The following is a 24,518-nucleotide window of genomic DNA, read 5'->3' as shown; positions in this document are numbered from 1 at the left end:
GTCACGCCGGGGTGCTGGCGGCGGGCGCCCGGCGACCCGCATGCGCCGGACGATCAGGAATCGCTAGCGCGCTGGTGCACCGAGCTGGGCGGAGATCCGTGCCGTGGTGGTGAGCATCTCCCGGACGTAGTCGGCCTTGAGTTCCTCACGGAAGCGAAAGCACGGAAAGGACACGCTCAGGCCGGCGACGACCTGGCCGAAACGATCGCGGATCGGCGCGGCCAGGCACCTCATGTTGTCCTCGAATTCCTCGTGGTCCTCGGCAAAGCCCAAGTCGCGGACGCGCGCCAGTTCCGCAAGGTAGGCGTCCAGGCTGTCGAGGGTATTAGGCGTGCGGCGAACAAAGGTTTCCTGGGCCAGAATCTGGCGGACCTCGCCCTCCGGGCGCCAGGCCATCAGGACCTTGCCGATCCCGGTGCAATACAACGGCGCCCGGCGGCCGATGCGCGAATACATGCGCAGGGTGTAGCGCGAATCGAGCTTGTGTACGTAGACGATGGCGCCTTCGTCGAAGATGCCGAGATGCACGGTTTCCCCGGTGAGATCGTTGAGGTGACGCATCCCCGGTTCGGCCTCACGGACCAAGTCCAGCTGGGGCAGGGCGCGGGCCCCCAGCTCGAACAGCTTGACGCTCAGCCGGTAGCGGTCCTCGGTGTCCTGGACCACATAGCCCAGTGCCTTGAGCGTCTGCAGGAAGCGGTGAACAGTGCTCTTGGACAGGCCGAGCTGCTGCGCCAGCTCGGAGACGCCGCAGTCATCCTCGCGCTCGCCAAGAGCCTCCAGTACCGCCAGGGTGCGGCCGACCGCGCTAACCATGTCGTTGCCGAGCGTCGCTGTTTTTTCCATAAGACCGCCTGTCGTCTGGTTGACGGAACACTGTTCCATTCTGATTGACGGATGCGGGAAATGCCAGCGACACTGGATTTAGCGAATGGAACAACGTTCCACATAATTTTGCTAAGGGTCGGTATCCCAGCGCTGGCGGTTGCCAGCGAAGCGGACAAAAACAACAACGGGACCTGCTACGATGAAATCCACTACCAAAGCGCCGGGCGCCCTGGCGCCTGCCGGTCGTGCCTCTGGTTGGCTGCCCCGGGCTCACCCGGTCTCCTGGCAGATGCTGGGCGTCACTACCCTGGCGATGCTGATGATTTCGGTGGATCGCCAGCTCCTGCCGACGGTGCTGCCGGCGATCATGCAGGAGTATGGTCTGGACGCCGCCCAGGGCGGCTGGCTCAGTTCCCTGAGCTTTGTCGGTACCCTGATCGGGGCCCTGGTGGTGGGGGTGCTGGCCGATAGCGTCGGCACCGGCCATCGCCGTGCCTGGAGCTGGGTGGGTGCCTGCGCGCTGACCATAGGCTCGGCCTTCGCCACCGTCTATGCGCGTTCGCTGGGCGCCTTGCAGGTGCTGAGATTCACCATGGGCCTCGGCACCGGCGCCATGGAGCCGGTCAACATCGCGGTCGCCAGCGAATTCTGGCAGAAGGAGAATCGCGGCTTCGCCCTGGGTGTCCATCACACCGGCATGCCGCTCGGCCAGTTCGCCGGCCCGGTATTGATGGGATTGATCCTGGCCAATGGCGATTGGCGCGCCACCTTCCTGTGGATTCCCCTTATCGGCCTGCCGATCATCCTGCTGCAGCTGTACCTGGGGCGGCGTCGCAACGAGGAGCAGGTCTATGCCTGGATTCGCCAGGCGCACCTTACGGTTCCCGTCGATGCTTCGGCGCCGGTTTCGCGCAATCCGTTGACCAACCTGCGCCAGGCGTTCGCCGAGCGCAATGTGCGCCTCTGCCTGGTGATGAACTTCCTGTTTCTCTGGACCGAAATGGGCGTGGCCACCTTTCTGACCTATCAGCTGACCAGCCAGCTGGGCCTGACGCTGGCCGAAGCCGCGGTGATTTCGGGCGCCTCGGGCCTGGTGGGCTGGGCAGGGCAGATCTTCTGGGGAACCCTGAGTGACCGCCGCGGCCGCAAGTTCGCCCTGGGTATCCTGACCGTCGGTTTCTCCGTGTGCGTCGCCCTGTGCATGTTCATCGACAGCCGCGCCATGGCCTGGACCCTGTTGCTGGCCTGGGGCCTGTTCCGCAATTCGCCCTATGTGGTGCTCTACTCGCTGGCGGTGGACTCTTCGCCACGCGCGGCCGGCAGTGGCCTGGGCCTGCTTATCGGGGTCGGCCTAGGCCTCGCGGGCTTTCTGGTAGGACCGGTGGCCGGTTATGTGATCGAGCATTTCGGCTGGCACTGGAGCTACGCCATGCTAGCGCTGAGCTGCCTGCTGGTGCTGATTCCGCTGCGCTTCGTGGAGGAGACCGGTCATGGCGCAGCCTGAGTGTCTGTTCGATCACCAGGATGAGCTGGGCGAAGGGCCGGTGTGGGACGCCCGGCAGCGGGCGCTACTGTGGGTCGATATTCTCGCCGGCCGGCTGTTGCGGGCGGCGCCGCACCAGTCCGCCGAGGTCGATGTCCTGGGCTTCGGGCGGCCGCTGGGCTGCGCCGTTCCCCATGTCGATGGCTCCATCTGGCTGGCCTTGAGCGATGGCATCTGGCGCCTCGCCGCCGGTACCTCGCAACCGGTGCGGATCACGACGCCGCCCCAGGCGGTACATGGGCCGCAGCATCGCTTCAATGATGGCAAGTGCGATGCGCTGGGACGCTTCTGGCTGGGTACGACGCTGCTCGACGAGGCGCCAGGCGGTGGACGACTGTATTGCCTCGACCTCGACGGCCGCCTGCACCAGGTGCTCGACGGCGTCACCGTCTCCAATGGTCTGGGCTGGAGCCCGGACAACCGTACCTTCTACTACATCGATTCGCCCACCCGCCGGGTGCAGGCCTTCGATTTCGATCTCAGCAGTGGCCAACTCGGTCGGACGCGAACCTTGATCGACTTCGGTGATCAGCCCGGCGTGCCCGATGGGCTCGCGGTGGACAGCCAGGGCGCCCTGTGGATCGCACACTGGGACGGCGCTCGGCTGAGTCGCTGGGATGCCCAGGGGCACCTGCTCGACTGGCTGGATTTCCCGGTGGCGCGGGTGACTTCCTGCGCCTTCTATGGCGAGCGTCTGGAGCAGTTGCTGGTGACCACCGCCTGCGTGGGACTCGACGACCGTGCGCGCCTGGCCCAGCCCCTGGCCGGCCGTACCTTCCATCTTGATCCCGGGGTACCCGGCCTGGCGATTTCCGCCTGCCGCGTCCGGGTACCGGAATAACCAAAGGAATCTGCATGACGCTGCCCCTCGTTTCGTCCCCGCTGACCCGCATCGGCCTCATCGGCGAGTGCATGGTCGAGTTGCGTACCCAGGCGGATGGGCAACTGGCCCAGGCCTTTGGCGGCGATACGCTCAATGCGGCCGTCTACCTGCGGCGCCTGCTGGAGGATGGCGAGGTGCAGGTGGATTACCTGACCGCGGTGGGCGACGACACCCTGAGCCAGGCCATGCGCGCCCGTTGGCGCGAGGAGGGCGTGAGTGACGAGCGGGTGCGGGTGCTGCCCGGGCGCCTGCCGGGCCTCTACCTGATCCAGACCGACGCCGATGGCGAGCGGCGCTTTCTGTACTGGCGGGGCGAGGCGGCGGCACGCGAATGTTTCGACGGCGCCGACGCCCAGCCCCTGCTGACGGCGCTGGCTGGTTATCAGGTGCTCTATCTCAGTGGCATCAGCCTCGCGGTGCTGACCGATACCGGGCGCGAGCGGCTGTTCGCCGCCTTGCGTGAAGCACGCGCCGCAGGTACCCGCCTTGTGTTCGACAACAACTACCGGCCACGGCTGTGGCCAGGCGTCCAGGCCGCGCGCACGGCTTACCAGCGGCTGCTGCAGCTCACCGACCTGGCGCTGGTGACCTGGGAGGACGACGCCGCGCTGTTCGGCTTCGCTGACGAAGCCGCGCTGTTCGCCCAGTACGCCGAGTGGGGGGTGGCCGAGGTCGCGCTCAAGCGGGGTGCCCGCAGTTGCCTGGTGCAGGATCGCCAGGGGCGCCAGGAGGTGCATGGCGAAGCGGTCGCCCGGGTGGTCGACACCACGGCCGCCGGCGATTCCTTCAGCGCTGCCTACCTGGCCTGCCGCCTCCAGGGTGGTGCGCCCGACGTGGCCGCCCGCTGGGGCCATCGCCTCGCCGCCACGGTCATCCAGCATCCTGGCGCGCTCATCCCGCGCGCGGCCATGCCGGCAATGCCGCCCCTGTCTCTTTCTCTCACTGCCCAGGCTTGAACCCATGAAGATCACGGAAGCCCGCGTCATCGTCACCTGTCCCGGCCGCAATCTGGTCACGCTCAAGATCGTCACCGACGAAGGCCTGTACGGCCTGGGTGACGCCACCCTGAATGGCCGCGAGCTGGCGGTCGTGGCCTACCTGGAGGAACACGTGCTGCCGGCGCTGATCGGCCGCGACGCCCACCGCATCGAAGACATCTGGCAGTACCTCTATCGCGGGGCCTACTGGCGGCGCGGCCCAGTCACCATGACCGCCATCGCCGCGGTGGACGTGGCGCTCTGGGATCTCAAGGCCAAGGCCGCCAACCTGCCGCTGTACCAGCTGCTTGGCGGCAAGAGCCGCGAGCGGGTGATGGTCTATGGCCACGCCACCGGCAAGGACATCGAGAGCTGCCTGGACGAGGTGGCCCGCCATGTCGAGCAGGGCTATCGCGCGGTACGGGTACAGTGCGGGGTACCGGGCATCCCCACCACCTACGGCGTGGCCAAGCGCGAGGGCGAGCGCTACGAGCCGGCCGACAGCGATCTGCCGGCGGAGCACGTCTGGGACACCGCCAAGTACCTGAACCATGTTCCCAAGCTGTTCGCCGCGGTGCGGGAGCGCTTCGGCGACGACCTGCATCTGCTGCACGACGTGCACCACCGGCTGACGCCCATCGAGGCGGGCCGGCTGGGCAAGCGTGTCGAGGAATACAACCTGTTCTGGCTGGAAGACTGCACCCCGGCGGAAAACCAGGAGGCCTTCCGGCTGATTCGCCAGCACACCACCACGCCGCTGGCGGTGGGCGAGGTGTTCAACTCCATCCACGATTGCCGCGAACTGATCCAGGAGCAGCTGATCGACTACATCCGCGCCACCCTGGTGCATGCCGGCGGCATCACCCACATGAGGCGCATCGCCGACCTGGCGGCGCTCTACCAGGTGCGCACCGGCTTCCATGGCGCTACCGACCTGTCGCCGGTGTGCATGGGCGCGGCGCTGCACTTCGACACCTGGGTACCCAACTTCGGCATCCAGGAGCACATGCCCCACGAGGCGCGCATCGACGAGGTCTTTCCCCATGCCTATCGCTTCGAGGACGGCCATTTCACCCCGGGCGAGGTGCCCGGCCACGGCGTGGACATCGACGAGGACCTCGCCGCCCGTTATCCCTACAAACGCGCCAGCCTGCCGGTGAACCGGCTGGTGGACGGCACCCTGTGGCATTGGTGAGCGAGGAATCCAGGATGAAAGCCTTTCAGGTCAGAGCACCCCACGAATTCAGCATCGAAGAGGTCGCGGTGCCCGCGCTGGCGCCCGGCGAGGTCCGGGTCGGGGTGGCCTATGCCGGCATCTGCGGCTCGGACATGCACATCATCCACGGCCAGAACGCCTTCGTGCGCTTCCCCCGCGTCACCGGCCACGAATTCGCCGGCGTGGTGCGCGAGATGGGCGAGGGGGTCAGCGGCCTGGCGGTGGGCGATCCGGTCTGCGTCGATCCGGTGATCGCCTGCGGCAGCTGCTATCCCTGCCGCATCGGCCGCCCCAACGTCTGCAGTCGCCTGCAGGTACTGGGCGTGCACCGCGATGGCGGCTTCAGCGAAGAGGTCTGCGTACCTGCGGCCAATGCCCATCGCCTGCCGGCCGGTCTGCCGCTGGCCCAGGCCGCCCTGGTCGAGCCCTACAGCATCGCCTTGAATGTGCTGGAGCGGATGCAGGTGTTTCCCGGCGATTCATTGCTGATCTACGGCGCGGGTGTGATCGGCCTGACCCTGGTGCAGATGGGCAGAGCGTTGGGCATCGAGGACATCACCGTCACCGACGTACTCGATGATCGCCTGGCCACTGCCCGCGCCCTGGGGGCGACGCGGACCCTCAACGGCCGCGATACCGACGTGGAAGCGGCGCTGCGCGAGGCCACCGGTGGCGAGGGCGTACCCCTGATCGTCGATGCGGCCTGCCATCCGGCCCTGCTGCCAGAGATCGTTCGCCTGGCCTCGCCGGCGGGGCGCATCGGCCTGCTGGGTTTCAGCGCCACGCCCAGCGAGCTGGTGCAGCTGGAGATCATCAAGAAGGAATTGACCCTGGTGGGTTCGCGGCTCAACAACGGGCGTTTTCCGCGGGTCATCGAGCTATTGGCGGCAGGCAAGCTGGATGCTGCGGCGCTGATCAGTCACCAGGTGGCCAGCCAGGAGATGCCGGCCGCCATCGATCTGATCGAAAAGCACCCCGAGCAGACGCGCAAGGTGCTGGTGCAGTGGGGTGGTAACGCCTGAAAAACACGCTCCCCCCTCGGGGAGTTCTCTGATGCCTTACCGAATAAAGACAATGAGCGGGAGGTAACAAATGGCTGGACAAGGTCGTGGACTGGTACTCGTCATGCTGTTTCTGGCGGGGGTCGTCAATTATCTGGATCGCTCGGCGCTGTCGGTGGCAGCGCCGCTGATCCAGAAGGACTTCGGGCTGGGCGCCGGGGAGATGGGGCTGCTGTTCAGCGCCTTCTTCGTCGGCTATGCGGCGTTCAACTTCATCGGTGGCTGGGCCGCCGACCGCTACGGCGCCAAGACCACGCTGCTACTGGCGATGGTGCTCTGGTCGGCGTTCAGCGGCCTCACGGTGCTGGCCTCGGGCTTCGCCGCGCTGATCGTGATCCGGGTGCTGTTCGGCATGGCCGAGGGTCCCTTGAGCGTTTCCACCAGCAAGATGGTCAACAACTGGTACGCGCCCCATAACCGCGGACGCACCCTGGGCCTGTCGATGTCGGGCACGCCCCTGGGCGGTGCCATCTCCGGCCCCATCGTCGGGGTGATCGCGGTGGCCTACGGCTGGAAGGTGTCCTTTGTCGTCATCATGCTGATCGGCTTCGTCTGGGCGGTGGTCTGGTACCTCTGGATCAAGGACAAGCCGACCGGCCAGCTGGCCGCCGACATCGCCGCCGAGGAGCGCGCCGTGGCCGTGGTGGATACCGAGGTGCGGCCGCTCAAGTACTACCTGCGCCAGCCCACGGTGCTGTTCACCGCCCTGGCATTCTTCGCCTACAACTACACGCTGTTCTTCTTCCTGACCTGGTTCCCCAGCTACCTGATCCAGGCCTACGGCCTCAACGTGAAGGACATGAGCATCGCCACGGTCATTCCCTGGGTGCTGGGCTTCATTGGCCTGGCGGTGGGTGGCTACCTGTCCGACTGGGTATTCCGCAAGACCGGCCGGCTGATGTTCTCGCGCAAGGTGGTGCTGGTGACCTGTCTGCTGGCCTGTGCCCTGTGCATCGCCGTGGCCGGCTTGGTCAGCACCCTCTATGCCGCCGTGGCCCTGGTCGCGCTCTCGGTGTTCTTCCTCTACCTGACCGGCGCCATCTACTGGGCGATCATCCAGGATACGGTGCCGGCGGCACGGGTAGGCGGGGTGAGTGGCTTCATGCACTTCCTGGCCAACACCTCGGGCATCATCGGCCCAGCGGTGACCGGCTACCTGGTGCAATTCACCGGCGCCTTCACCAGTGCCTTCCTGCTGGCCGGCGCCCTCACCGTGATCGGTTCGCTGTGCGTGGCGCGCTTCGTCAAGCCACTGGCCGAGCGGCCGGCTGACGCACCGGCCGAGCTGGCGGCGGGAGGCGTCCGATGAGCGATTTCGAACGCATTCCCTCGCGCTATCCGGTGCCGGCCATCGGCATCGTCCACCTGGGCCTGGGCGCCTTCCATCGCGCCCACCAGGCGGTCTACCTGGAGCGCAACCTGGCCCGCCACGGTGGCGGCGCCTGGGGCCTGTGCAGCGCCAACCTGAGATCCGGGCGGGCCCTCGTGGAGACCTTGCAGGCCAGCGGCGGTCGCTATCATGTGGCGGAGTACCGTAACCAACGCGAGGGGGCGCTGCGTGAAATCGGTGCCCTGCGCGAAGTGCTCTATGCCGGTGACGGCGGAGCCGACCGCGAAGCCCTGCTGGCGCGCCTGGCCGATCCCGAGGTGCGCATCGTCACCCTCACGGTGACGGAGAAGGGCTATTGCCTGAGCCCGGCCAGTGGCGCCTTGCGTCGCGACGATCCGGGCATCGTCCACGACCTGGCCGAACCGCGCACCCCGCGTACGGCGCCCGGCCTGCTGGTGGAGGGGCTGCGCCGGCGCCGTGCCGCGGGCATCGCTCCCTTCACCGTGCTCTGCTGCGACAACATGCCGGACAACGGCCAGCGCACCCGCCAGGCGGTGATGTCCCTGGCCGAGGTCCAGGACACCCACCTGGCGGCCTGGATCGCCACCGAGGTGGCCTTTCCCTGCAGCATGGTCGATCGCATCGTGCCGGCCATGGACGAGGCCGCCTTCGCCCGTTTGCGCGACCTTGGCTGTGACGATCCCGCTGCGGTGGTGGGCGAGGCTTTCAGCCAGTGGGTGATCGAGGATCGCTTTCCCCAGGGACGCCCGGACTGGGAGCACGAAGGGGTGCAGATGGTGGCGGACGTCCGCCCCTTCGAGACCATGAAGCTGCGGCTGCTCAATGGCAGCCATTCGCTACTGGCCTATGTGGGCAGCCTGGCCGGCCACGGCACCGTGGCCGAGGCCATGGCCGACCGCCAGTTGGCCGCCCTGGTGCACCGCTACATGAGTCGCGAGGCGGCGCCGACCCTGGACATGCCCGACGGTGTCGACCTCGATGCCTATGCCGAAGCCCTGGTCGCACGCTTTCGCAACGATGCCCTGCAGCACCGGCTGCGGCAGATCGCCATGGACGGCTCGCAGAAGCTGCCCCAGCGCTGGCTGCTGGGGGCCCAGCGGCTGCTGGAGCAGGGCGGTGATTTCTCCTGTACCGCCCTCGGCGTGGCGGCCTGGATTCACTTTGGTGAAGGTGAGGGCGAGGCGCTGGACGATCCCCTGCGCGCCACCCTGGCCGCCTTGCCTACCGGCGTGGCGCGGGTGGATGCCGTCCTGGCGCTCGCCGAGGTCTTTCCGCCAGCGTTGGCCGAGCAGGCCGCCTTCCGCGAAGCGGTGCAGCGGGCCCATCGGCGCATCGCCGAGGCGGGCATAGGCGCAGCCATCGCCGACTTGACCGATCAAGGAGTCTGACATGGAACATACCTGGCGCTGGTTCGGCCCGCGCGATCCCATCTCCCTCGCCGATATCTGCCAGACCGGTGCCACCGGCATCGTCACGGCGCTGCACGAGATTCCCAATGGCGAGGTCTGGCCGTTAGCGGCCATCGCCGAGCGCAAGGCGCTGATCGAGGCGGCGGGTCTGAGCTGGTCGGTGGTGGAAAGCATCCCGGTACACGAAGACATCAAGCGTGGCCTGCCGGGGCACGAGCGCTACCTGGACAACTACCGGCAGAGCCTGCGCAACCTCGCCCAGTGCGGCATCGACGTGGTCTGCTACAACTTCATGCCGGTGCTGGACTGGACCCGCACCCAGCTGGCCCATCGACTACCCGACGGCGGCTGGGCGCTGAGATTCGATCAGGATGCCTTCGCCGCCTTCGACCTTTGCATCCTGCAGCGGGACGGGGCCGAAGCGGACTACTCCGCCGCAGAGATCGAACGGGCGCGTCGCTATCACGACGGTCTCGACGCGGCCGGTCGCGAAGAGCTGGTACGCACCCTGATCGCCGGGCTGCCCGGTGCCGAGGAAGGCTATTCGGTCGCCGACCTCCGACAGTTGCTGGCCACCTATGCCGGGATCGACGCCACGCGCCTGCGTGAGCACCTGGCGGTCTTCCTGCAGGCCGTGGTGCCGGTGGCGGAGGAGGTGGGGATCCGCCTGGGGGTACATCCGGACGATCCGCCCCGGCCGCTGCTGGGATTGCCCCGCGTGGTCTCCACCGCCGCCGACGCCCAGTGGCTGCTGGAGGCGGTGCCCAGCCCCGCCAACGGCCTGACCTTCTGCACCGGCTCCTATGGCGTGCGCGCCGACAACGACCTGGTAGCCATGGCCCGCCAGTTCGCCTCGCGCATTCACTTCGTCCACCTGCGGGCGACCCGCCGTGAGGAAGATCCACGCAGCTTCCACGAAGCCCATCATCTGGATGGCGACGTGGACATGGTCGGGGTGATCCGCGAGTTGGTGCGCGAGGAGCGTCGCCGCGAACGCGAAGGCGGTGCGCGCCTGCCGATGCGACCGGATCACGGTCACCAACTGCTGGATGATCAGGGCCGACGGACCAATCCAGGTTACTCGCTGATCGGCCGGCTCAAGGGCCTGGCCGAATTGCGCGGCGTGGAACAGGCCGTGCGGCGCCTGGAAGAGGAGAGACACTGATGTTGACCATCGTCTGTCAGGAGCCCGGTCTGCTGCGCGCCGAGCAGCGGGAGAAGCCCTCGCGTCGCCCGGGCGAAACCCTGGTGCGCATCGAGCGGGTCGGGGTGTGCGGCACCGACCTGCACATCTTTTCCGGCAATCAGCCCTACCTGAATTATCCGCGGGTCATGGGCCACGAGATCTCCGCCACGGTGACCGAGACCGAAGCCGACTCGGGCCTCGCCGAGGGCGATCTGGTCTATGTGATGCCCTATCTGTCCTGTGGCGACTGCGTGGCCTGCCGCCAGGGCAAGACCAACTGCTGCACCCGCATCCAGGTCCTGGGCGTGCATTGTGATGGCGCCATGACCGGCTACCTGAGCCTGCCCCACAGCGCACTGTTCCGTGCGGATGGCCTGGATGCCGACCAGGCGGCCATGGTGGAGTTTCTCGCCATTGGCGCCCATGCGGTGCGGCGTGGTGAGGTGGCCGCCCAGCAGCAGGTGCTGGTGGTGGGCGCCGGTCCCATCGGCATGGCGGTGGCGCTGTTCGCCCGCCTGCGCGGGGCGCGGGTGACGGTGCTGGACGGCCGTACCGATCGCCTGGCCTTCTGCGCCGAGCATCTTGGGGTGCAGGCCACGGTCGCGCTTGGCGAGGATGACGAGGCGCGCCTGCGCGACCTCACCGGCGGCGATTTCTTCGATGTGGTGTTCGACGCTACCGGTAATCCCCGCGCCATGGAGCGCGGCTTCGCCTTCATCGCCCATGGCGGCAAGTACGTGCTGGTGTCGATAGTCCAGGGCAACCTTAGCTTTGCCGATCCGGAATTTCACAAGCGCGAGGCGACCCTGCTCGGTAGCCGCAACGCCACCGCCGAGGATTTCCGCCACGTGCACGATTGTCTCCGGCGCGGGCTGGTGCCCACCCAGGCACTGAATACCCACCGACTGCGCCTGGAGGACGTGCCCGAGGCTTTCCCACCCCTGCTCGATCCTGCCGAGGGCGTGGTCAAGGCCCTCATCGAATGCTGAAGCGGAGACGGACATGGAACTGATCACCCGTAGCGGCGCGGCGGCGGCCACCCGCGCCACCCTGCGCCTGCATCCCCAGGACGATGTGCTCATCGCCCGCCAGCCACTGGTACCGGGCCTGGAACTGCCGGAGGAGGGGGTGCGGGTTCGCGAACCTGTGCCTGCCGGTCACAAGGTTGCCGTGCGTCCTATAGCGGTGGGCGAGCCGGTACGACGCTATGGTCAGATCATCGGATTCGCCCGGGAGGCCATCACCGCGGGCAGCCACGTCCACGTGCACAACCTCGCCATGGGCGACTTCACCCGGGAGCATGCCTTCGGCATCGAGGCCCGTGGCGCGCCGGTGCCGATCGAGCGCAGCTTCCGGGGCATCGTCCGTGCCGATGGTCGGGTGGCGACCCGCAACTACATCGGCATCCTCACCTCGGTGAACTGCTCGGCAACGGTGGCGCGAGCGGTGGCCGACCACTTTCGGCGCGACGTCCACCCCGAGGCGCTGCAGCCCTATCCCCATGTCGACGGCGTGGTAGCCCTGACCCATGGCGTCGGTTGCGGCATCGATACCCAGGGCGAGGGCATGGCGGTGCTGCGCCGGACCCTGGGCGGCTACGCGGCCCATGCCAATTTCGCCGCCGTCTTGTTCATCGGCCTGGGCTGCGAGGCCAACCAGATCCCCACGCTGCTCGCTGACCAGGGTCTCGCCGAGCATGCGGGGCTGCGCAGCCTCAACATCCAGGACAGCGGCGGTACCACCGCCACCGTTGCTCGCGGCATTGAAGCCGTGAAAGCCCTGTTGCCTGCGGCCAACGAGGTGGAGCGCGAGCCGGTCAGCGCCCGGCATCTGATCCTTGGTCTGCAATGCGGCGGATCGGACGGCTATTCAGGCATCAGTGCCAACCCGGCGCTGGGCCGCGCGGTGGATCTGCTGGTGGCCGCCGGCGGCACCGCGATCCTTTCGGAAACCCCGGAGATCTACGGCGCCGAACACCTGCTCACCCGCCGCGCCGCCAGCCCGGCGGTAGGCGAGCGACTGGTGGAGCGCATCCGCTGGTGGGAGGACTATTGCGCCCGTGCGGGCGCCAGCCTGGACAACAATCCGTCGGCGGGCAACAAGGCGGGTGGTCTCACCACCATCCTGGAGAAATCCCTCGGCGCCGTGATCAAGGCAGGCTCCACCGATCTCATGGCGGTCTATGGCTACGCCGAACCGGTGCGCACCCCCGGCCTGGTGTTCATGGACACCCCCGGCTACGACCCCGTCTCGGCCACCGGCCAGGTGGCGGGCGGTGCCAACCTCATCGCCTTCACCACCGGACGCGGTTCCGCCTATGGCTGTGCACCGACGCCATCGCTCAAGATCGCCACCAATACCCGGCTCTGGGAGAGCCAGCGTGATGACATGGACGTGGATTGCGGCGGCCTGGTCGATGGCAGCACCACTCTGGAAGAGCGCGGCGCCTTCATCTTCGAGCGATTGCTGGCCCTGGCCTCGGGAGAGCGTAGCCGTAGCGAGCTACATGGCTATGGGCAAAACGAGTTCGTGCCCTGGCAGCTGGGTGCGGTGACCTGAAGGGTGAACCCACTCGCCTGATAGACAGCGGGCACCCGCATCCCCTTGGAGAAGGACGCCGCCTATTGGTGGAGGCTGCCAAGCGGAAGCAGGGGCTCGACGTCCTGGAATGACGCGATGAAGCCTATCAGGCTCGGCTATCCCGGCTGCGGGGCAGGTGCCAGACTTCGGCCCCGCAGCGAACGCTGCAAGGATGAAAGGGGTGTGGCGACGGAGATAGCGACCACCAGATGGCCGCGCCAGTCGCGATCGTTACCGGAGAAGTAGCCTTGCTGCTGTAACAGCAACCCGTCGTCGAGTGGCGCGCCGCCCAGGGCAGCGCGCCATCGGCGTCAGGCCGATTCGCCGTCCGCGGGAGCGGCGACGGGTTCGGTGGCTTCGGGCTCGGCGGGCGAGGCCGTTTCAGCCTTGGCCTTGGCCTGCTCGCGGCGGGCCTGGGCGCGCTGGCGGCGCGCCTGCTGCTTGGCATAGACCGCCTGGGAAGCGGTCACGCTGCCGGCCGGCTGGCCATTCAGGTCCAGACGAGGCGCGTCCTCGGTCATGGCCGCCCAGTAGCGAGTGCCGCGACACCAGGTGGCGATGGCCTGCTTGAGCTGGTCACCGGTGATGCCCAGCCGCTCCAGATGCTGCTCGGCGTCTTTCAGGATACCTTCCTTGAGCGGCACCTTGGGCGCAGGGTTGACCGGGAAGGCCAGCGGGAAATGCTTTTGCAGGCGGCGGATGCCCTCGACCACCGGATCCTGCTCGCGGGGCTTTTGCTCGCGGGGCTTGGCTTTCGGTGAAGGTCTCCGCGCCGGCCGCTCTTTGCTCTCGGTCGTTACCTGCGCTTTCTCGGCCCGCAGGCGGTCGCGTAGTTCAGCTAGTTGCTCAAAGCCCATCGTTCAGCTCACCGCTCCAAATAGAATTCACGTGCAAGGGTAACCCATGCCGGGCTTGGACCGCGCCCTTTGCAAATCGGCACGGCCAAACCGGTTAGCTCGTCATTCTAAAGGCTGGCCTGCCGATAAGGCATCCTTGAAAGTGTCCTTCCCGGCGGATGGTGGTCCTGACGGGCGTTTTCTAGCTACCACCGGTCAGGCGCGATACCTACTGCGTCTTTGGAAAAAAGTCCGAACATCGGCTGGATAATACCTGCTGCACGGGGCCGACCCTGTCGAGCCGGTACCTGAGGCTGCGGCGCGACAGCTGAAATTCCTCGCCGGCCTGGGCAACCTTTCGCCAGCGCTTTAGCCGGCGAGATAGGCGTCGGTGGATTCCAGGCTCGCATAGGCAAAGGCCAGCGCCGCCATCAGGGCGGCATGCACCTGGGCAGCCGGCACCCGGACGCCTTTAAATTCCAGATCGAGGGTGGCGCAGGCATCGTGGATTACCGTCACGGCGTAGCCCATGTCGGCCGCGGCCCGGACGCCCGCATCGATGCACATATGGCTCATGGCGCCCACCACGACGAGCGAGCCGATACCCCGCTCGTCCAGCAGCTGCTTCAGGTTGGTTTCCCGAAAGGCATTGGGATGATGCTTGACCACCACCGGCTCGCCAGCCTGGGGCGTGACGGCCGCCTGGATCGCGACGCCGTCGCTGCCAGGCACGAAGATCGGTGCCTCGCTGCTGAGCGATTGATGCTGCACATGGATCACCGGGACGCCCTGGTCGCGGGCGTTGGCGATGATCCGGGCGGCGTTGGCGACCGCGGCCTCTATGCCGTCGAGGGGCAATTTGCCGGTGGGGAGGTATTCGTTCTGCAGATCGATGACGACGACGGCGTGCTTGCTCATGTCCAGCTCCTCGGAAGATGCTTCAGGTCTTGGGTCCGGTCATGATTGGCCAGCCGCGCCGGCAGGCGAAGGGGCGTGACCGACAACATCAGGGGTGCCAGCGACACATGCACGATCAACCACCGGTCGAACTAGGTCTGCTGCTCTATCCCGGCGTACAACTGGCGACGGTCCACGGCCTCACGGATCTGTTCGAGATCGCCGGGCGCCTGACCGGGACCGCGGAGGATGCCGAGCGCCCTCGATTGCGCGTCAGCCACTGGCGGCTGGAGGAGGGCGAAGCGGCACCCAGGCGGGTCTACGACTCGCTGTCCGCAGCGAGCGGCTCACCCAGCGTGCTGATCCTGCCACCCAGCCTGGCTGAGCCGATCACACCGGAGGCTGCTGCGCCCTATCGCGAGTGGCTACGTCGCCAGCACCAGAGCGGCGTGCGTCTGGCCTCGATCTGCGCCGGAGCCTTTCTGCTGGCTGAAACCGGCTTGCTCGAGGGTCGCACCGCCACCACCCACTGGCTCTATGTCGAACGCTTCAACGCGCGTTTCCCTGGCGTCCGCCTGGACGCCGACCAGCTCCTCATCGATGGCGAGGATCTCGTCACCGCGGGCGGCCTCATGGCCTGGACCGACCTCGGCCTGCGCCTGGTCGATCGGTACCTGGGCGCCAAGCGGATGCTCGATACCGCACGCATCCTGGTCATCGACCCGCCGGGTCGGCAGCAGCGCTACTACAGCGCCTTTTCGCCGCGCCTGAGCCATGGTGACAGCGCCGTCCTCGCCGTTCAGGAGTGGCTGCAGGAAACCGGCGCCCAGGACATCGCCCTGGCTACCCTGGCCAAGCGCGCCGGACTCGAACAGCGCACCTTTCTACGCCGCTTTCGCCAGGCGACCGGCATGACCACCACCGCCTACTGTCAGCAATTGCGCGTCGGCCGCGCCCGGGAGCTGTTGCAGGCCAGCCGTCTGCCCCTCGAACGCGTCGCCTGGGAGGTGGGCTACAGCGATCCGGGCGCCTTCCGCAAGGTCTTCACCCGTGTCGTGGGACTGAGCCCGGGGGATTACCGGCGGCGGTTCGGGGGTGTGGTGAGGGCAGGGCGGTGAGGCCCGCTCTCGCTGCAACGCATGCTCATCCGCGAGTCTAGCCAGCACCAGACCGCCGTCTGCTGCTCTCACCCGAACCCATCAGGCCTGCTGGATCGGCAGGCTTCATGGCTCCACCAAAGGCGTCTCGTCTTCTTGGTTGAACCGAGCGCTGGCGATCGGCCTCCACTGAAGGAGACAAGACAGGGGTGTCTGGACTAGACCAGGCATCGACTCGCTTCGCGACGACCGACTCCGCAGGTGCCAATGCGTCAGGATCCAGACTTCCAGTTGCTGTTCGAAGGACTTCCCCATCTGGTGCTGGTGCTCTCTCCAGGTCCTGACTTCATCATGGTGGCAGCCAACGAAGGACGCCTGCGCGGCACCAATACCCGCCGCGAAGACTGCATGGGGCGGTCGATATTCGAGGTGTTCGGCCGCAATCCCGACGGCAGGTCGGAATTCGGCGCCGGCGTGTTGCGCGCTTCGCTGGAGCGGGTGATGCAGAGCCGTGAGCCCGATCGCATGGCGGTAACCCAGTACGACATTCCGCGGCGGTCCAGCGAAGGTGGCGGCTTCGAGGTGCGTTACTGGAGTCCGTTGAACGTTCCGGTGCTGGACGACCAGGGTGAAGTGATCTACATCATCCACCAGACCGAAGACGTCACCGAACAGGTGCTGGCCCAGCAACATTCCCGCCCGAGTCTCAAGCTCGCCGACGAACGCTTTCGGGCGGCGCTGCTTGCCTCCGAAGCCGGTATCTTCGACTGGTACCTCGACGAATGTCGCTTCTATTGCGATAGCGCCCTCCAACAGCTTTTCGGCCTGCCCGATGTCCTGACGACGAATCCCGTCGAGCGCTTCCTGGACTTCGTGCATGGGGGCGACCGGGACGTGCTACGCGGATGCCTGGCCGAGTGCCTGCGGGGGAAGGATTTCGCTGTCGAGTTTCGGCTCCACCGCGGGGCAGGAGAGCAGTGGCTGCTGAGCAAGGGCAAGGTCTTTCGCGACGCCGCTGGCCAGCCGTCCTATGTGACCGGCACCTGCGTCGACATCACCGCCCGCAAGCGAGCCGAGAAGGCGCTGTTCGAACTCAACGAGACGCTGGAAGCGCGCGTCTCCGCCGAGGTGGCCGAGCGCTCCCGGGTGGAAGACACCCTGCACCAGGCGCAGAAGATGGAGGCGGTCGGTCAGCTCACCGGTGGTATCGCCCATGACTTCAACAACTTGCTCACTGGCGTCATTGGCAGCCTGGAGCTGATGCAACGGCGCCGACGCGGTGGCGATGCGAGTGAGGACGAGCGCTACATCAACGCGGCGGTCACCTCGGCCCAGCGGGCGGCGGCGCTTACCCAGCGGCTACTGGCGTTTTCCCGCCGGCAGACCCTCGATCTCAAACCGCTCGAGGTCAATCCACTGGTGGCCTCGCTGGAAGACCTCCTGCATCGCACGACCCGGGAAGACATCGCCATCCGGACGCAGCTGGCCGCCGGCCTGTCGCTGGTGCGGATGGATGCCAACCAGTTGGAAAGCGCCATTATCAACCTGACCATCAACGCCCGCGATGCCATGCCCGACGGCGGCACCATTACCATCGCCACCTCAGCCGTGCACGTCACCGCAGAGCAGGGCGCGGCCATGGAGCTCAAGGAGGGCGACTACGTGATGCTCTCCGTCGCCGATACCGGTCTGGGCATGACTCCCGAGGTCCTGGCCAAGGTCTTCGAGCCCTTCTACACCACCAAGCCGATCGGGCAGGGCACGGGCCTGGGGTTGTCCATGGTGTATGGCTATATGCGCCAGGCCAATGGCGCCGTCCGTATCCTCTCGCAACCGGGGAAAGGGACAAGGGTGCAACTCTACATGCCGTGCCTGGGTGGGGAGGTAGGCATCCTCGCGGTCGAGGAGCAGAAGGCTGCGCCTCTGGGAGGCGGCGAGGTGGTCCTGGTCGTCGAAGATGAGGCCGTGGTTCGCTCCCTGATCCTGGAGGTGCTGGGTGAACTGGGCTACCAGACCCTGGAAGCAGCGGATGCCCAGGCGGCCATACCCTTCCTGGAGAATCCTCAACGCATCGATCTGATGATTTCCGATGTGGGTCTGCCTGGCATGAATGGCCGCCAACTGGCGGACCTGGCTCAAGCCAATCGTCCGGAGCTCAAGGTGCTGTTGGCGAGCGGTTATGCGGAAGGCTCGAACGTGAGTGGTTATCTCGCCGCGAACATGGAGATCATCACCAAGCCCTTCGCCATCGATACCCTGGCCAACAAGATCAACGAGATGCTGAATCCGGAGGGTTGAGGCCGGGTCTTCGTTGAAGCAGGGCTGCCGGGCTTGCGTCTGGCGGCGCCCTTGAGGCGGGAAGACCGTCCCGGCGCTCTGGCGACGAACCGCAAAGGGGAACGTTACCCGTCCTTGGTCAAAGGCGCTTACCGAAGACGGCGTTACCCCGCCTTTTCATAGACGGCAACGCTCCAGTAGCCACTACCGCTATTGCCTGTTGCGGCCCAGCCGCCACGCTGCAGCTGCCTGGCGATCAGGCGGTTCATGAAGCCGTGTCCCAGCAGCAATACGCTTCCCGGAGTGCGCCCGGCCAGCGCGGCCAGCTGATCCGCCGCCTGGTGCGCCCGCTCCTTTGCCTGGGCATAGGACTCCGGCTCCTTCGCCAGCCCGCAGAGCCAGAGCAGACGAAAGACGAACGCCCAGGTGAAGGGCGACAGGCGCAGAATCGGAACGCTCACCACGGGCAGCGCTGCCTCGCAGAAGACCCAATCCCTGATGGTTGGTGCTATGCCCAGCGCGGCGAGAGAGGTCAGGGCACGTGGGGCAGTGCTGGTGGCCGCCAGGCCGATATCCCTGACTGCGGCTATTGCCTCCGAAGTGGGGGTATCCGTGCCTATTTCGGACCGATCATAGTCCGCGATCCAGCGCGCCATGGCAGCGGAGGCCATGGCGGGACAGCTCTTCAGCGCCGGCTTGCCATGGCGCATCAGTATGATTTTCATCGAGCTTGGCCATTTAACGAAGATAATACGGTTGGAGTCATGGATAAGTCGCTGGAATCATGCTTCGGCCAGCGTTATCCATTCTTCTGGCGATAAGTTTCTATAAGTTTGCTGACGTGGTTCTAGATTATTACAAAGAGCGGCTGCAAGCTTATGATCTTCAGGAAAAAGGCGTAGCAGTTTGGATGAATCCCTTGGCATCAAGGGCTTATAAGGTATTGATAGTGCGTTCGTAGTATTCTTTTTTGGTTGTTTTGCATGATATGCGCGCGCTCATTTATTTGGTCTTAATTGTTGTTTGGCGTTCTGGAGTATTTATTTTGCAAGGGATGTTGATGAGGCTGGGAGTGGGGTTGTCGTGTTTGGGGGGGCTCCTGTTGAGTTCGGCAGTAGCAGCCACCTGCGTCGAGCATCCGCCACTACAACTGCAGATCGCGGGCGACAGCGCCCTGGACAGCCAGGCCCAACTGGTCTGGAAGCGTTGTCTGCTGGGAACGACCTGGAACGCACGGACCAAGGGTTGCGAGGGTGTGGCAAAGGGGTACTCGCAGAAGGAGGCCCAGCGCGCCGCTCAGGCTGTTCTCGGCGAGTGGCGCCTGCCCACGGAGCCTGAGCTGGAGACCCTGTTGGTGGATAGCTGCGCGGGCTTGAAGCTCGATCGACGCGTCTTTCCCAATGTCGCAGCGGCGGATTTCGGCGAAGGCGCGAAGATCTGGACGAGTTCGGAGGCCTTGCCGGGAATGTTCTACTTCCTCAATTTCAGCGTTGGCGGTCTGGACATGCACTCCGCTGGCTTCGGTCTTGGTGTCTTGCTGGTCAAGGATGCCAAGGGCAAGAGGCAGTAAGGGCGGACCACGGGCGCGGCGGGCTGGATGCCAAGGCTCAGGCTGATCGCGCCTACACCAGCGGCTCGGCGATCCGCTCCAGCAGTTCAGGCCCATCGTTCTTCACGCTGCCCACGGCCTTGCCGACCGGATACCAGTCGAAGGCCTCCACTGGCGTTCCTTCGATCTCACCAATCTCGGCGGCGCGCTCCATGGACAGCTCGGGATCCAGCCATTCGCGGGCAATGGTCGGGGGCAGGACCAGGGGGCGGCGGTCATGGATATCGACCATGCCGGCGTCGGAAGCTGCGGTGACGATGACGAAGCCATCATCCTCCTGGGGCGCCTGGTCTGCCGGCCGAAAGTGGCCGATGGCGGCGAAGAACAGCGGCTCGCCGGATCTCAGCTGGATGAAATAGGGCTGCTTGCGCTTCGGGTCCTCAGGATCCTTTTTCCATTCGTACCAGCCGTCCGCGATCACCAGGGCGCGGCCCCTTTGCCAGAGGCCGCGAAACATCCGGCTGGTGGCCGCCGTTTCGACGCGGGCATTGATCACGGGTGGGCGCTTGGCCTGGCGCGCCCAGGCGGGCTGGTAACCCCAGAGCACCGGGTCCAGGTGCAAGCCATCCTCCTGCTGATTGAGCAGCAGCACCCGGGTGCCGGGTGCCACGTTGTAGCGGCCCAGGGCGCGAGGTTCCAGGCCGGTGCGGACGTCAGCCGCATTGGCGCCCAGGGCGTCCAGATAGTCGAGAGCGTAACGGTACTGGGCAAAGCGGCCACACATGGGCGCCTCCTGGGGCAAGGGATCAAGGCGAGTGGCGCTTTTGGCGCTGGCCTGGACGGTCCGCAAGCGGAAGTCCACTGCCCGCTGTTCGCCGAGGCAACCTGTCAGAGGCTTGGACAGTGACGTTTGGCTGAAGTACCCGCAGCGTCCGCTCCGGCCTCATCATGAAAACGAGACAGGTGGTGGCTGATCGGGAGGAGGGCCTTTGCACAGGTCGTGGCCAGGCACCGCCCGTAGTGAGGAAGGGCCACCGCGGTCCTGCTCGGGCGATCTTCAGGCGAGTGAGCCTGCAGGTAGGCAGAGCAAGGCTAGTTCCACCCCTCGCCATCTTTGAAATTTCTTGCAAAACATTTGAACACCAGCCGGTCGTGCCTAGTCTGCCAGTGGAGAACAACAAATCTGGCGGATAAGACGCATGAAGTCCTGGCTCCTGACGAAACCCCGGTTATCCGGCTTGCTCATCCTGCTCCTCGGCATACTGCTGGCCGCTGGCGGGGCCTGGCTGCTGCTGTTGGGCGGCAGCGCCTATTACCTGGTTGCCGGCATAGGCCTCTGCCTGACCGGCGGCTTGCTGATGAAGGGGCGCCGGCTGGCGCTGTGGGTGTACGGCCTCGTCTGGTTGGGCAGCGTGCTGTGGGCGTTCTGGGAGGTTGGCCCCGACGTCTGGAAGCTCGAACCCCGACTCATGCTACCGACCCTGCTGGGGCTCTATCTGCTGTTGCCCTTCATCCGTCGGCGCCTGGATGGCAACCGCAGGGTTTCAGGGGCAGGCTATGTGATCGTTCCCCTGGCCGCCGCGGCCCTGGTCGGCGGTCTGTTCTTCGCCCATCCCTATCCGCCAGACCAGCCTCTGGCAGCCGTCGCGCCAGGTAGCCAGGTGACTACCAATGCCTCGGGTGTCGCCGAGGGTGACTGGAATTTCTATGGGCGCACCGCCGAAGGCGAGCGCTGGTCGCCGCTGGCGCAGATCACGCCTGACAATGTCAGCCAGTTGCAGGAAGCCTGGACCTACCGCACGGGCGATCTGCCCAGGGGCGACGAAAACAAGCACGGCTACGAATTCAACTTCGAGGCCACGCCGATCAAGGTTGGCGACACCCTCTACTTCTGCACCCCGCACCGGGAAGTCATCGCCCTCGATCCGGACACCGGCGAGCAGCGCTGGCGCTTCGATCCGCGCGCCGATACCTCGAACAATGCCTACCTGGCCTGCCGTGGCGTGGCCTACTACAAGGCCCCCGAAGGAACGGCGACGGCCTGTCCGGAGCGCATCATCTCGTCGGTGGGCGATGCCCGCATCATGGCCCTCAATGCCCGTACCGGGGGGCTGTGCCAGGACTTCGGCAAAGGCGGTTATGTCTCGCTGCGGCAGTATCTGGGCGAGGTACCCAAGGGCTTTCACTTCGTGACCTCGCCACCCCTGGTGATCCACGACCGCGTGGTGCTCGGGGGCTGGATCTATGACGGCCAGAAGACCAACGAGCCATCAGGCGCCGTGCGGGCCTTCAACCCCATCAATGGCGAGATCGTCTGGGCCTGGGATATCGGCCATCCGGACGATCCGGTGGTCCACCCGGCGCCAGACCAGACCTTCACCCGGGGCACGCCCAACGCCTGGGGCGTCTATACCGCCGATGTAGCGCGCGGGATCATCTACCTGCCCACCGGCAATGCGGTGCCCGACTACTACGGCGCCGAGCGCAGACCTTTCGACGAGAAGTATTCCAGCTCCCTGGTGGCGCTGGACGTGGACACGGGTGCGCCGCGCTGGAGTTTCCAGACGCTGCACCATGACCTCTGGGACATGGACGTACCCATAGGGCCATCGCTGGTGGACCTGCCGGACGGCAAGGGCAACAGCGTCCCCGCGCTGGTGCAGACCACCAAGCGCGGCGAACTCTTCATGCTCAATCGGGTGACCGGCGAACCCATCGCCCAGGTCGAGGAAAAGCCGGCCCCCCAGGGCGGGCTGCCGGAGGAACATGTCGCGCCGACCCAACCCTATTCGACGGGCATGCCCACCTTCGCGCCGCCGGAGATCAAGGAGTCCGACACCTGGGGCGTGTCGCCCCTGGACCAGTTGCTGTGCCGGATCGAATTCCGCCAGATGAACTACAAGGGCGCCTTCACGCCCTTCGAGCTGGACAAGACGACCCTGGTGTATCCGGCGTTCGACGGCGTGATCGACTGGCATGGCGCCTCCATCGACCCGGAGCGCAAGCGCCTCTATGCCAACCTCAGCTACATCCCCTTCAAGGCCGAGGTCTATGCCCGGGCGGATGCCGAGCGCGAAGGGCTGGTGGAGCCCTGGGACGGCAAGGGCACACCGCCGCGGCCGAAGAAGTTCGCCATCAACCCGCAATACGGCACGCCCTATGTGGTCAAGGTCGACCCCTGGCTTGGCCTGCTCGGTGCGCCCTGCAAGGCGCCGCCCTGGGGGCAGCTGGCAGCCGTGGACCTGAAATCCCGCACCCTGGCCTGGCAGCATGACGTAGGTACCACCCGCGACATGGGTCCTCTGGGCCTGCACATGGCGCCGCCGTTTCTCACCGGCATGTTCAATATCGGCGGCCAGGTCAATACCCGCTCGGGGCTGATCTTCATGGGCGCCACGGCGGACAACTACCTGCGGGCCTTTTCCGCGGCCAGCGGCCAGGAGCTATGGAAGACGCGCCTCCCCGCGGGGGGCCAAGCGACGCCCATGACCTATACCGGGCGTGATGGCCGCCAGTATGTGGTCATCGCCGCAGGTGGTCATGGTGGTCTGGGCACCAAGGCGGGGGACTACCTCAAGGCCTACGCCTTGCCTGGAAATGCCCACTAGCGCGGCGGTCATGCAGCACCATCCCCAGGACCATGGCCACGACGAAACCCTGGACCTTGGCGATACCCAACCCCAGGCCCGCCAGCGCGGGCCCGGGGCATAGCCCGGCCAGCCCCCAGCCAAGGCCAAAGAGCAGGGAGCCTAGTAGCAGGCGGCGGTCGACAGGTACGGTGGGCGGCAGGTGAAAGGCGCTGTCGAGCAGGGGCCTTGCCAGCCGGCGCTGGAGCTGGACCGCGGGCAGCGCCACCAGCAGGGCGCCGCCCAGCACGAACAGCAGGCCAGGGTCCCAGTGTCCGCTGGCGAGATCGAGAAAACCCAGCACGCGGGCGGGATCAAGCATCCCCGAGAGGGCCAGGCCGCTGCCGAAGAGCAGGCCAGCCAGCAGCGCTACGACCAGTCGCAACGATTTCATCGCAGCAGTCCCAGCAGGGTGGCCGTGGCCAGGCCGCAGGCCAGGAAGACGGCGGTGGCGGCCAGCGAGCGGCGCGAACCGCGGGCCACGCCGAGGATGCCATGGCCCGAGGTGCAGCCTGAACCCAGCCGCGTCCCGAAACCGACCAGCAGCCCCGCCAGTAGCAGTTGCGGCCAGGTCGCGTCCACGGTCAGGGAGGGAGGTGCGTGCAGGCCGCTCATCAGCAGCGGTCCCAGCACCAGGCCCAGCACGAAGACCAGGCCGGTGCCGGCCTGCTGTCCGCCGAGCAGCCGGCCGAAGATCCCGCTGATGCCGGCGATCCGCCCATTGACCAGCAACAGCAGGCTGGCGGCCAGGCCCAGCAGCAGACCGCCACCCAGGGCGGGCATATAGGAGACGAGGATCATGGTGTCTGGCTCTCGGGCTGACAGAAGATCTGGTAGAGCGCCTGCAGCAGCTGGGCGGCCTTGTCTTCGGTGAGCCGGTAGAAGATCTGCTTGGCCTCGCGGCGGGTGGTGACCAGGCCAGCCTCGCGCAGCACGCCGAGTTGTTGGGAGAGGGTGGGCTGGTGGATGTCCAGGCGGGCTTCCAGTTCGCCGACCGCGTATTCACCTTCGGCGAGGGCGCAGGCCAGCAGCAGGCGAACCGGATGCGCCAGGGTCTTGAGCAGGGCAGCCACCTCCCGGGCGCGGGTCTGCATGTCCTGGGGGGAGAGGACCGCGCCTGGGGTGGGTCTGGTAGGTGGAGTAATCATGAGCAAGCCCGACTTATACAATATACAGTTTTATATAATGTATATTGTCTAGCT

At 66.3% G+C, this 24,518-nt stretch carries 22 protein-coding genes; 14 read left to right on the top strand and 8 right to left on the bottom strand.

Translation table 11 applies throughout. From position 1 onward, the window contains the following. Positions 1-63: 63 nt before the first annotated feature. On the bottom strand, positions 64-846 hold the full coding sequence (gene kdgR, locus APT59_RS12580) for a DNA-binding transcriptional regulator KdgR (RefSeq protein WP_059315157.1): 783 nt from the start codon (positions 844-846) through the stop codon (positions 64-66). Between the two features lie 181 nt (positions 847-1,027). Here kdgR and APT59_RS12575 point away from each other — a divergent pair, with 181 nt between their 5' ends. The 10 genes from APT59_RS12575 to APT59_RS12530 all read left to right on the top strand — a co-directional run bounded on the left by APT59_RS12575 (position 1,028) and on the right by APT59_RS12530 (position 13,013). Next, entirely contained in the window at positions 1,028-2,332 is a 1,305-nt protein-coding gene (locus APT59_RS12575; protein ID WP_237140515.1) for an MFS transporter, read from the top strand. Continuing rightward, positions 2,319-3,212, top strand: coding sequence for an SMP-30/gluconolactonase/LRE family protein (locus APT59_RS12570; RefSeq protein WP_059315156.1), 894 nt, complete (start codon positions 2,319-2,321; stop codon positions 3,210-3,212). The genes APT59_RS12575 and APT59_RS12570 overlap by 14 nt, the downstream gene beginning before the upstream one ends. 14 nt (positions 3,213-3,226) lie before the next feature. Next, positions 3,227-4,210, top strand: coding sequence for a sugar kinase (locus tag APT59_RS12565; RefSeq protein WP_059315155.1), 984 nt, complete (start codon positions 3,227-3,229; stop codon positions 4,208-4,210). Between the two features lie 4 nt (positions 4,211-4,214). Next, on the top strand, positions 4,215-5,426 hold the full coding sequence (gene manD / locus APT59_RS12560) for a D-mannonate dehydratase ManD (RefSeq protein WP_059315154.1): 1,212 nt from the start codon (positions 4,215-4,217) through the stop codon (positions 5,424-5,426). A 14-nt stretch (positions 5,427-5,440) separates the two neighbouring features. Further along, the gene (locus APT59_RS12555) at positions 5,441-6,469 is read left to right on the top strand and encodes a Zn-dependent oxidoreductase (protein ID WP_059315153.1); all 1,029 of its coding nucleotides are present in this window, start codon (positions 5,441-5,443) and stop codon (positions 6,467-6,469) included. Positions 6,470-6,539: 70 nt separating this feature from the next. Next, positions 6,540-7,817 (top strand): MFS transporter, encoded by a 1,278-nt coding sequence (locus APT59_RS12550; RefSeq protein WP_059315152.1) that lies wholly within the window; start codon positions 6,540-6,542, stop codon positions 7,815-7,817. After that, on the top strand, positions 7,814-9,247 hold the full coding sequence (locus APT59_RS12545; RefSeq protein ID WP_059315151.1) for a mannitol dehydrogenase family protein: 1,434 nt from the start codon (positions 7,814-7,816) through the stop codon (positions 9,245-9,247). Before APT59_RS12550 ends, APT59_RS12545 begins: the two co-directional genes overlap by 4 nt. Before the next feature lies 1 nt (position 9,248). Next, a complete protein-coding gene (uxuA, locus tag APT59_RS12540) occupies positions 9,249-10,433 on the top strand; it encodes a mannonate dehydratase (RefSeq protein WP_059315150.1) in 1,185 nt (394 codons plus the stop codon). Next, positions 10,433-11,443: a zinc-binding alcohol dehydrogenase family protein gene (locus tag APT59_RS12535; RefSeq protein WP_059315149.1), complete on the top strand. Its 1,011-nt coding sequence runs from the start codon at positions 10,433-10,435 to the stop codon at positions 11,441-11,443. Before uxuA ends, APT59_RS12535 begins: the two co-directional genes overlap by 1 nt. A 13-nt stretch (positions 11,444-11,456) precedes the next feature. After that, complete coding sequence (locus APT59_RS12530) at positions 11,457-13,013, top strand: UxaA family hydrolase (RefSeq protein WP_059315148.1); 1,557 nt, start codon at positions 11,457-11,459, stop codon at positions 13,011-13,013. A gap of 332 nt (positions 13,014-13,345) precedes the next feature. Here the strand turns inward: APT59_RS12530 and APT59_RS12525 are convergent, their stop codons facing one another. Both APT59_RS12525 and APT59_RS12520 read right to left on the bottom strand, forming a co-directional pair. Then, on the bottom strand, positions 13,346-13,891 hold the full coding sequence (locus tag APT59_RS12525) for a ProQ/FinO family protein (RefSeq protein ID WP_059315147.1): 546 nt from the start codon (positions 13,889-13,891) through the stop codon (positions 13,346-13,348). 348 nt (positions 13,892-14,239) lie between these two features. Then, entirely contained in the window at positions 14,240-14,788 is a 549-nt protein-coding gene (locus APT59_RS12520; protein ID WP_059315146.1) for a cysteine hydrolase family protein, read from the bottom strand. Between the two features lie 107 nt (positions 14,789-14,895). Here APT59_RS12520 and APT59_RS12515 point away from each other — a divergent pair, with 107 nt between their 5' ends. Continuing rightward, on the top strand, positions 14,896-15,885 hold the full coding sequence (locus APT59_RS12515; protein WP_059315145.1) for a GlxA family transcriptional regulator: 990 nt from the start codon (positions 14,896-14,898) through the stop codon (positions 15,883-15,885). Between the two features lie 246 nt (positions 15,886-16,131). After that, positions 16,132-18,162 carry an ATP-binding protein gene (locus APT59_RS12510; protein ID WP_059315144.1) on the top strand — a complete coding sequence of 677 codons (2,031 nt, stop codon included), beginning with the start codon at positions 16,132-16,134 and terminating at the stop codon, positions 18,160-18,162. Positions 18,163-18,305: 143 nt separating this feature from the next. On the opposite strand, the gene APT59_RS12505 is transcribed toward APT59_RS12510, so the two are convergent. Then, positions 18,306-18,866, bottom strand: coding sequence for a hypothetical protein (locus APT59_RS12505; RefSeq protein WP_059315143.1), 561 nt, complete (start codon positions 18,864-18,866; stop codon positions 18,306-18,308). A gap of 263 nt (positions 18,867-19,129) precedes the next feature. On the opposite strand from APT59_RS12505, the gene APT59_RS12500 reads away from it, so the two are divergent. Beyond that, positions 19,130-19,711 (top strand): DUF1566 domain-containing protein, encoded by a 582-nt coding sequence (locus APT59_RS12500; protein WP_082696347.1) that lies wholly within the window; start codon positions 19,130-19,132, stop codon positions 19,709-19,711. A gap of 52 nt (positions 19,712-19,763) precedes the next feature. Here APT59_RS12500 and APT59_RS12495 read toward each other — a convergent pair whose 3' ends face one another. Continuing rightward, the gene (locus tag APT59_RS12495) at positions 19,764-20,474 is read right to left on the bottom strand and encodes an SOS response-associated peptidase family protein (protein ID WP_059315141.1); all 711 of its coding nucleotides are present in this window, start codon (positions 20,472-20,474) and stop codon (positions 19,764-19,766) included. Positions 20,475-20,889: 415 nt separating this feature from the next. On the opposite strand from APT59_RS12495, the gene APT59_RS12490 reads away from it, so the two are divergent. Next, positions 20,890-23,298, top strand: a complete 2,409-nt coding sequence (locus APT59_RS12490; protein ID WP_059315140.1) for a membrane-bound PQQ-dependent dehydrogenase, glucose/quinate/shikimate family — start codon at positions 20,890-20,892, stop codon at positions 23,296-23,298. Here APT59_RS12490 and APT59_RS12485 read toward each other — a convergent pair. The 3 genes from APT59_RS12485 to bigR are packed head-to-tail and all read right to left on the bottom strand — an operon-like array spanning position 23,264 to position 24,464. Then, on the bottom strand, positions 23,264-23,710 hold the full coding sequence (locus APT59_RS12485) for a DUF6691 family protein (RefSeq protein WP_059315139.1): 447 nt from the start codon (positions 23,708-23,710) through the stop codon (positions 23,264-23,266). The two genes, APT59_RS12490 and APT59_RS12485, sit on opposite strands and share 35 nt — an antisense overlap. Next, positions 23,707-24,117: a YeeE/YedE family protein gene (locus tag APT59_RS12480; protein WP_059315138.1), complete on the bottom strand. Its 411-nt coding sequence runs from the start codon at positions 24,115-24,117 to the stop codon at positions 23,707-23,709. Before APT59_RS12480 ends, APT59_RS12485 begins: the two co-directional genes overlap by 4 nt. Then, positions 24,114-24,464 carry a sulfite-sensing transcriptional repressor BigR gene (gene bigR, locus APT59_RS12475; protein WP_059315137.1) on the bottom strand — a complete coding sequence of 117 codons (351 nt, stop codon included), beginning with the start codon at positions 24,462-24,464 and terminating at the stop codon, positions 24,114-24,116. The genes APT59_RS12480 and bigR overlap by 4 nt, the downstream gene beginning before the upstream one ends. Positions 24,465-24,518 lie beyond the last annotated feature (54 nt).

The sequence above is a fragment of the Pseudomonas oryzihabitans genome, assembly GCF_001518815.1.
GTDB lineage: Bacteria > Pseudomonadota > Gammaproteobacteria > Pseudomonadales > Pseudomonadaceae > Chryseomonas > Chryseomonas oryzihabitans_E.
This window is presented reverse-complemented; position numbering and strand designations above follow the sequence as displayed.

What these genes read in the sequence shown, in the direction of transcription:
- bigR (WP_059315137.1), bottom strand. Translation starts at nt 24,464, where the DNA reads ATGATTACTCCACCTACCAGACCCACCCCAGGCGCGGTCCTCTCCCCC.
- APT59_RS12480 (WP_059315138.1), bottom strand. Translation starts at nt 24,117, where the DNA reads ATGATCCTCGTCTCCTATATGCCCGCCCTGGGTGGCGGTCTGCTGCTG.
- APT59_RS12565 (WP_059315155.1), top strand. Translation starts at nt 3,227, where the DNA reads ATGACGCTGCCCCTCGTTTCGTCCCCGCTGACCCGCATCGGCCTCATC.
- uxuA (WP_059315150.1), top strand. Translation starts at nt 9,249, where the DNA reads ATGGAACATACCTGGCGCTGGTTCGGCCCGCGCGATCCCATCTCCCTC.
- APT59_RS12485 (WP_059315139.1), bottom strand. Translation starts at nt 23,710, where the DNA reads ATGAAATCGTTGCGACTGGTCGTAGCGCTGCTGGCTGGCCTGCTCTTC.
- APT59_RS12535 (WP_059315149.1), top strand. Translation starts at nt 10,433, where the DNA reads ATGTTGACCATCGTCTGTCAGGAGCCCGGTCTGCTGCGCGCCGAGCAG.
- APT59_RS12490 (WP_059315140.1), top strand. Translation starts at nt 20,890, where the DNA reads ATGAAGTCCTGGCTCCTGACGAAACCCCGGTTATCCGGCTTGCTCATC.
- APT59_RS12570 (WP_059315156.1), top strand. Translation starts at nt 2,319, where the DNA reads ATGGCGCAGCCTGAGTGTCTGTTCGATCACCAGGATGAGCTGGGCGAA.
- APT59_RS12510 (WP_059315144.1), top strand. Translation starts at nt 16,132, where the DNA reads ATGCGTCAGGATCCAGACTTCCAGTTGCTGTTCGAAGGACTTCCCCAT.
- APT59_RS12575 (WP_237140515.1), top strand. Translation starts at nt 1,028, where the DNA reads ATGAAATCCACTACCAAAGCGCCGGGCGCCCTGGCGCCTGCCGGTCGT.
- APT59_RS12555 (WP_059315153.1), top strand. Translation starts at nt 5,441, where the DNA reads ATGAAAGCCTTTCAGGTCAGAGCACCCCACGAATTCAGCATCGAAGAG.
- APT59_RS12505 (WP_059315143.1), bottom strand. Translation starts at nt 18,866, where the DNA reads ATGAAAATCATACTGATGCGCCATGGCAAGCCGGCGCTGAAGAGCTGT.
- manD (WP_059315154.1), top strand. Translation starts at nt 4,215, where the DNA reads ATGAAGATCACGGAAGCCCGCGTCATCGTCACCTGTCCCGGCCGCAAT.
- APT59_RS12550 (WP_059315152.1), top strand. Translation starts at nt 6,540, where the DNA reads ATGGCTGGACAAGGTCGTGGACTGGTACTCGTCATGCTGTTTCTGGCG.
- APT59_RS12525 (WP_059315147.1), bottom strand. Translation starts at nt 13,891, where the DNA reads ATGGGCTTTGAGCAACTAGCTGAACTACGCGACCGCCTGCGGGCCGAG.
- APT59_RS12495 (WP_059315141.1), bottom strand. Translation starts at nt 20,474, where the DNA reads ATGTGTGGCCGCTTTGCCCAGTACCGTTACGCTCTCGACTATCTGGAC.
- APT59_RS12515 (WP_059315145.1), top strand. Translation starts at nt 14,896, where the DNA reads ATGCACGATCAACCACCGGTCGAACTAGGTCTGCTGCTCTATCCCGGC.
- APT59_RS12545 (WP_059315151.1), top strand. Translation starts at nt 7,814, where the DNA reads ATGAGCGATTTCGAACGCATTCCCTCGCGCTATCCGGTGCCGGCCATC.
- kdgR (WP_059315157.1), bottom strand. Translation starts at nt 846, where the DNA reads ATGGAAAAAACAGCGACGCTCGGCAACGACATGGTTAGCGCGGTCGGC.
- APT59_RS12500 (WP_082696347.1), top strand. Translation starts at nt 19,130, where the DNA reads ATGCGCGCGCTCATTTATTTGGTCTTAATTGTTGTTTGGCGTTCTGGA.
- APT59_RS12520 (WP_059315146.1), bottom strand. Translation starts at nt 14,788, where the DNA reads ATGAGCAAGCACGCCGTCGTCGTCATCGATCTGCAGAACGAATACCTC.
- APT59_RS12530 (WP_059315148.1), top strand. Translation starts at nt 11,457, where the DNA reads ATGGAACTGATCACCCGTAGCGGCGCGGCGGCGGCCACCCGCGCCACC.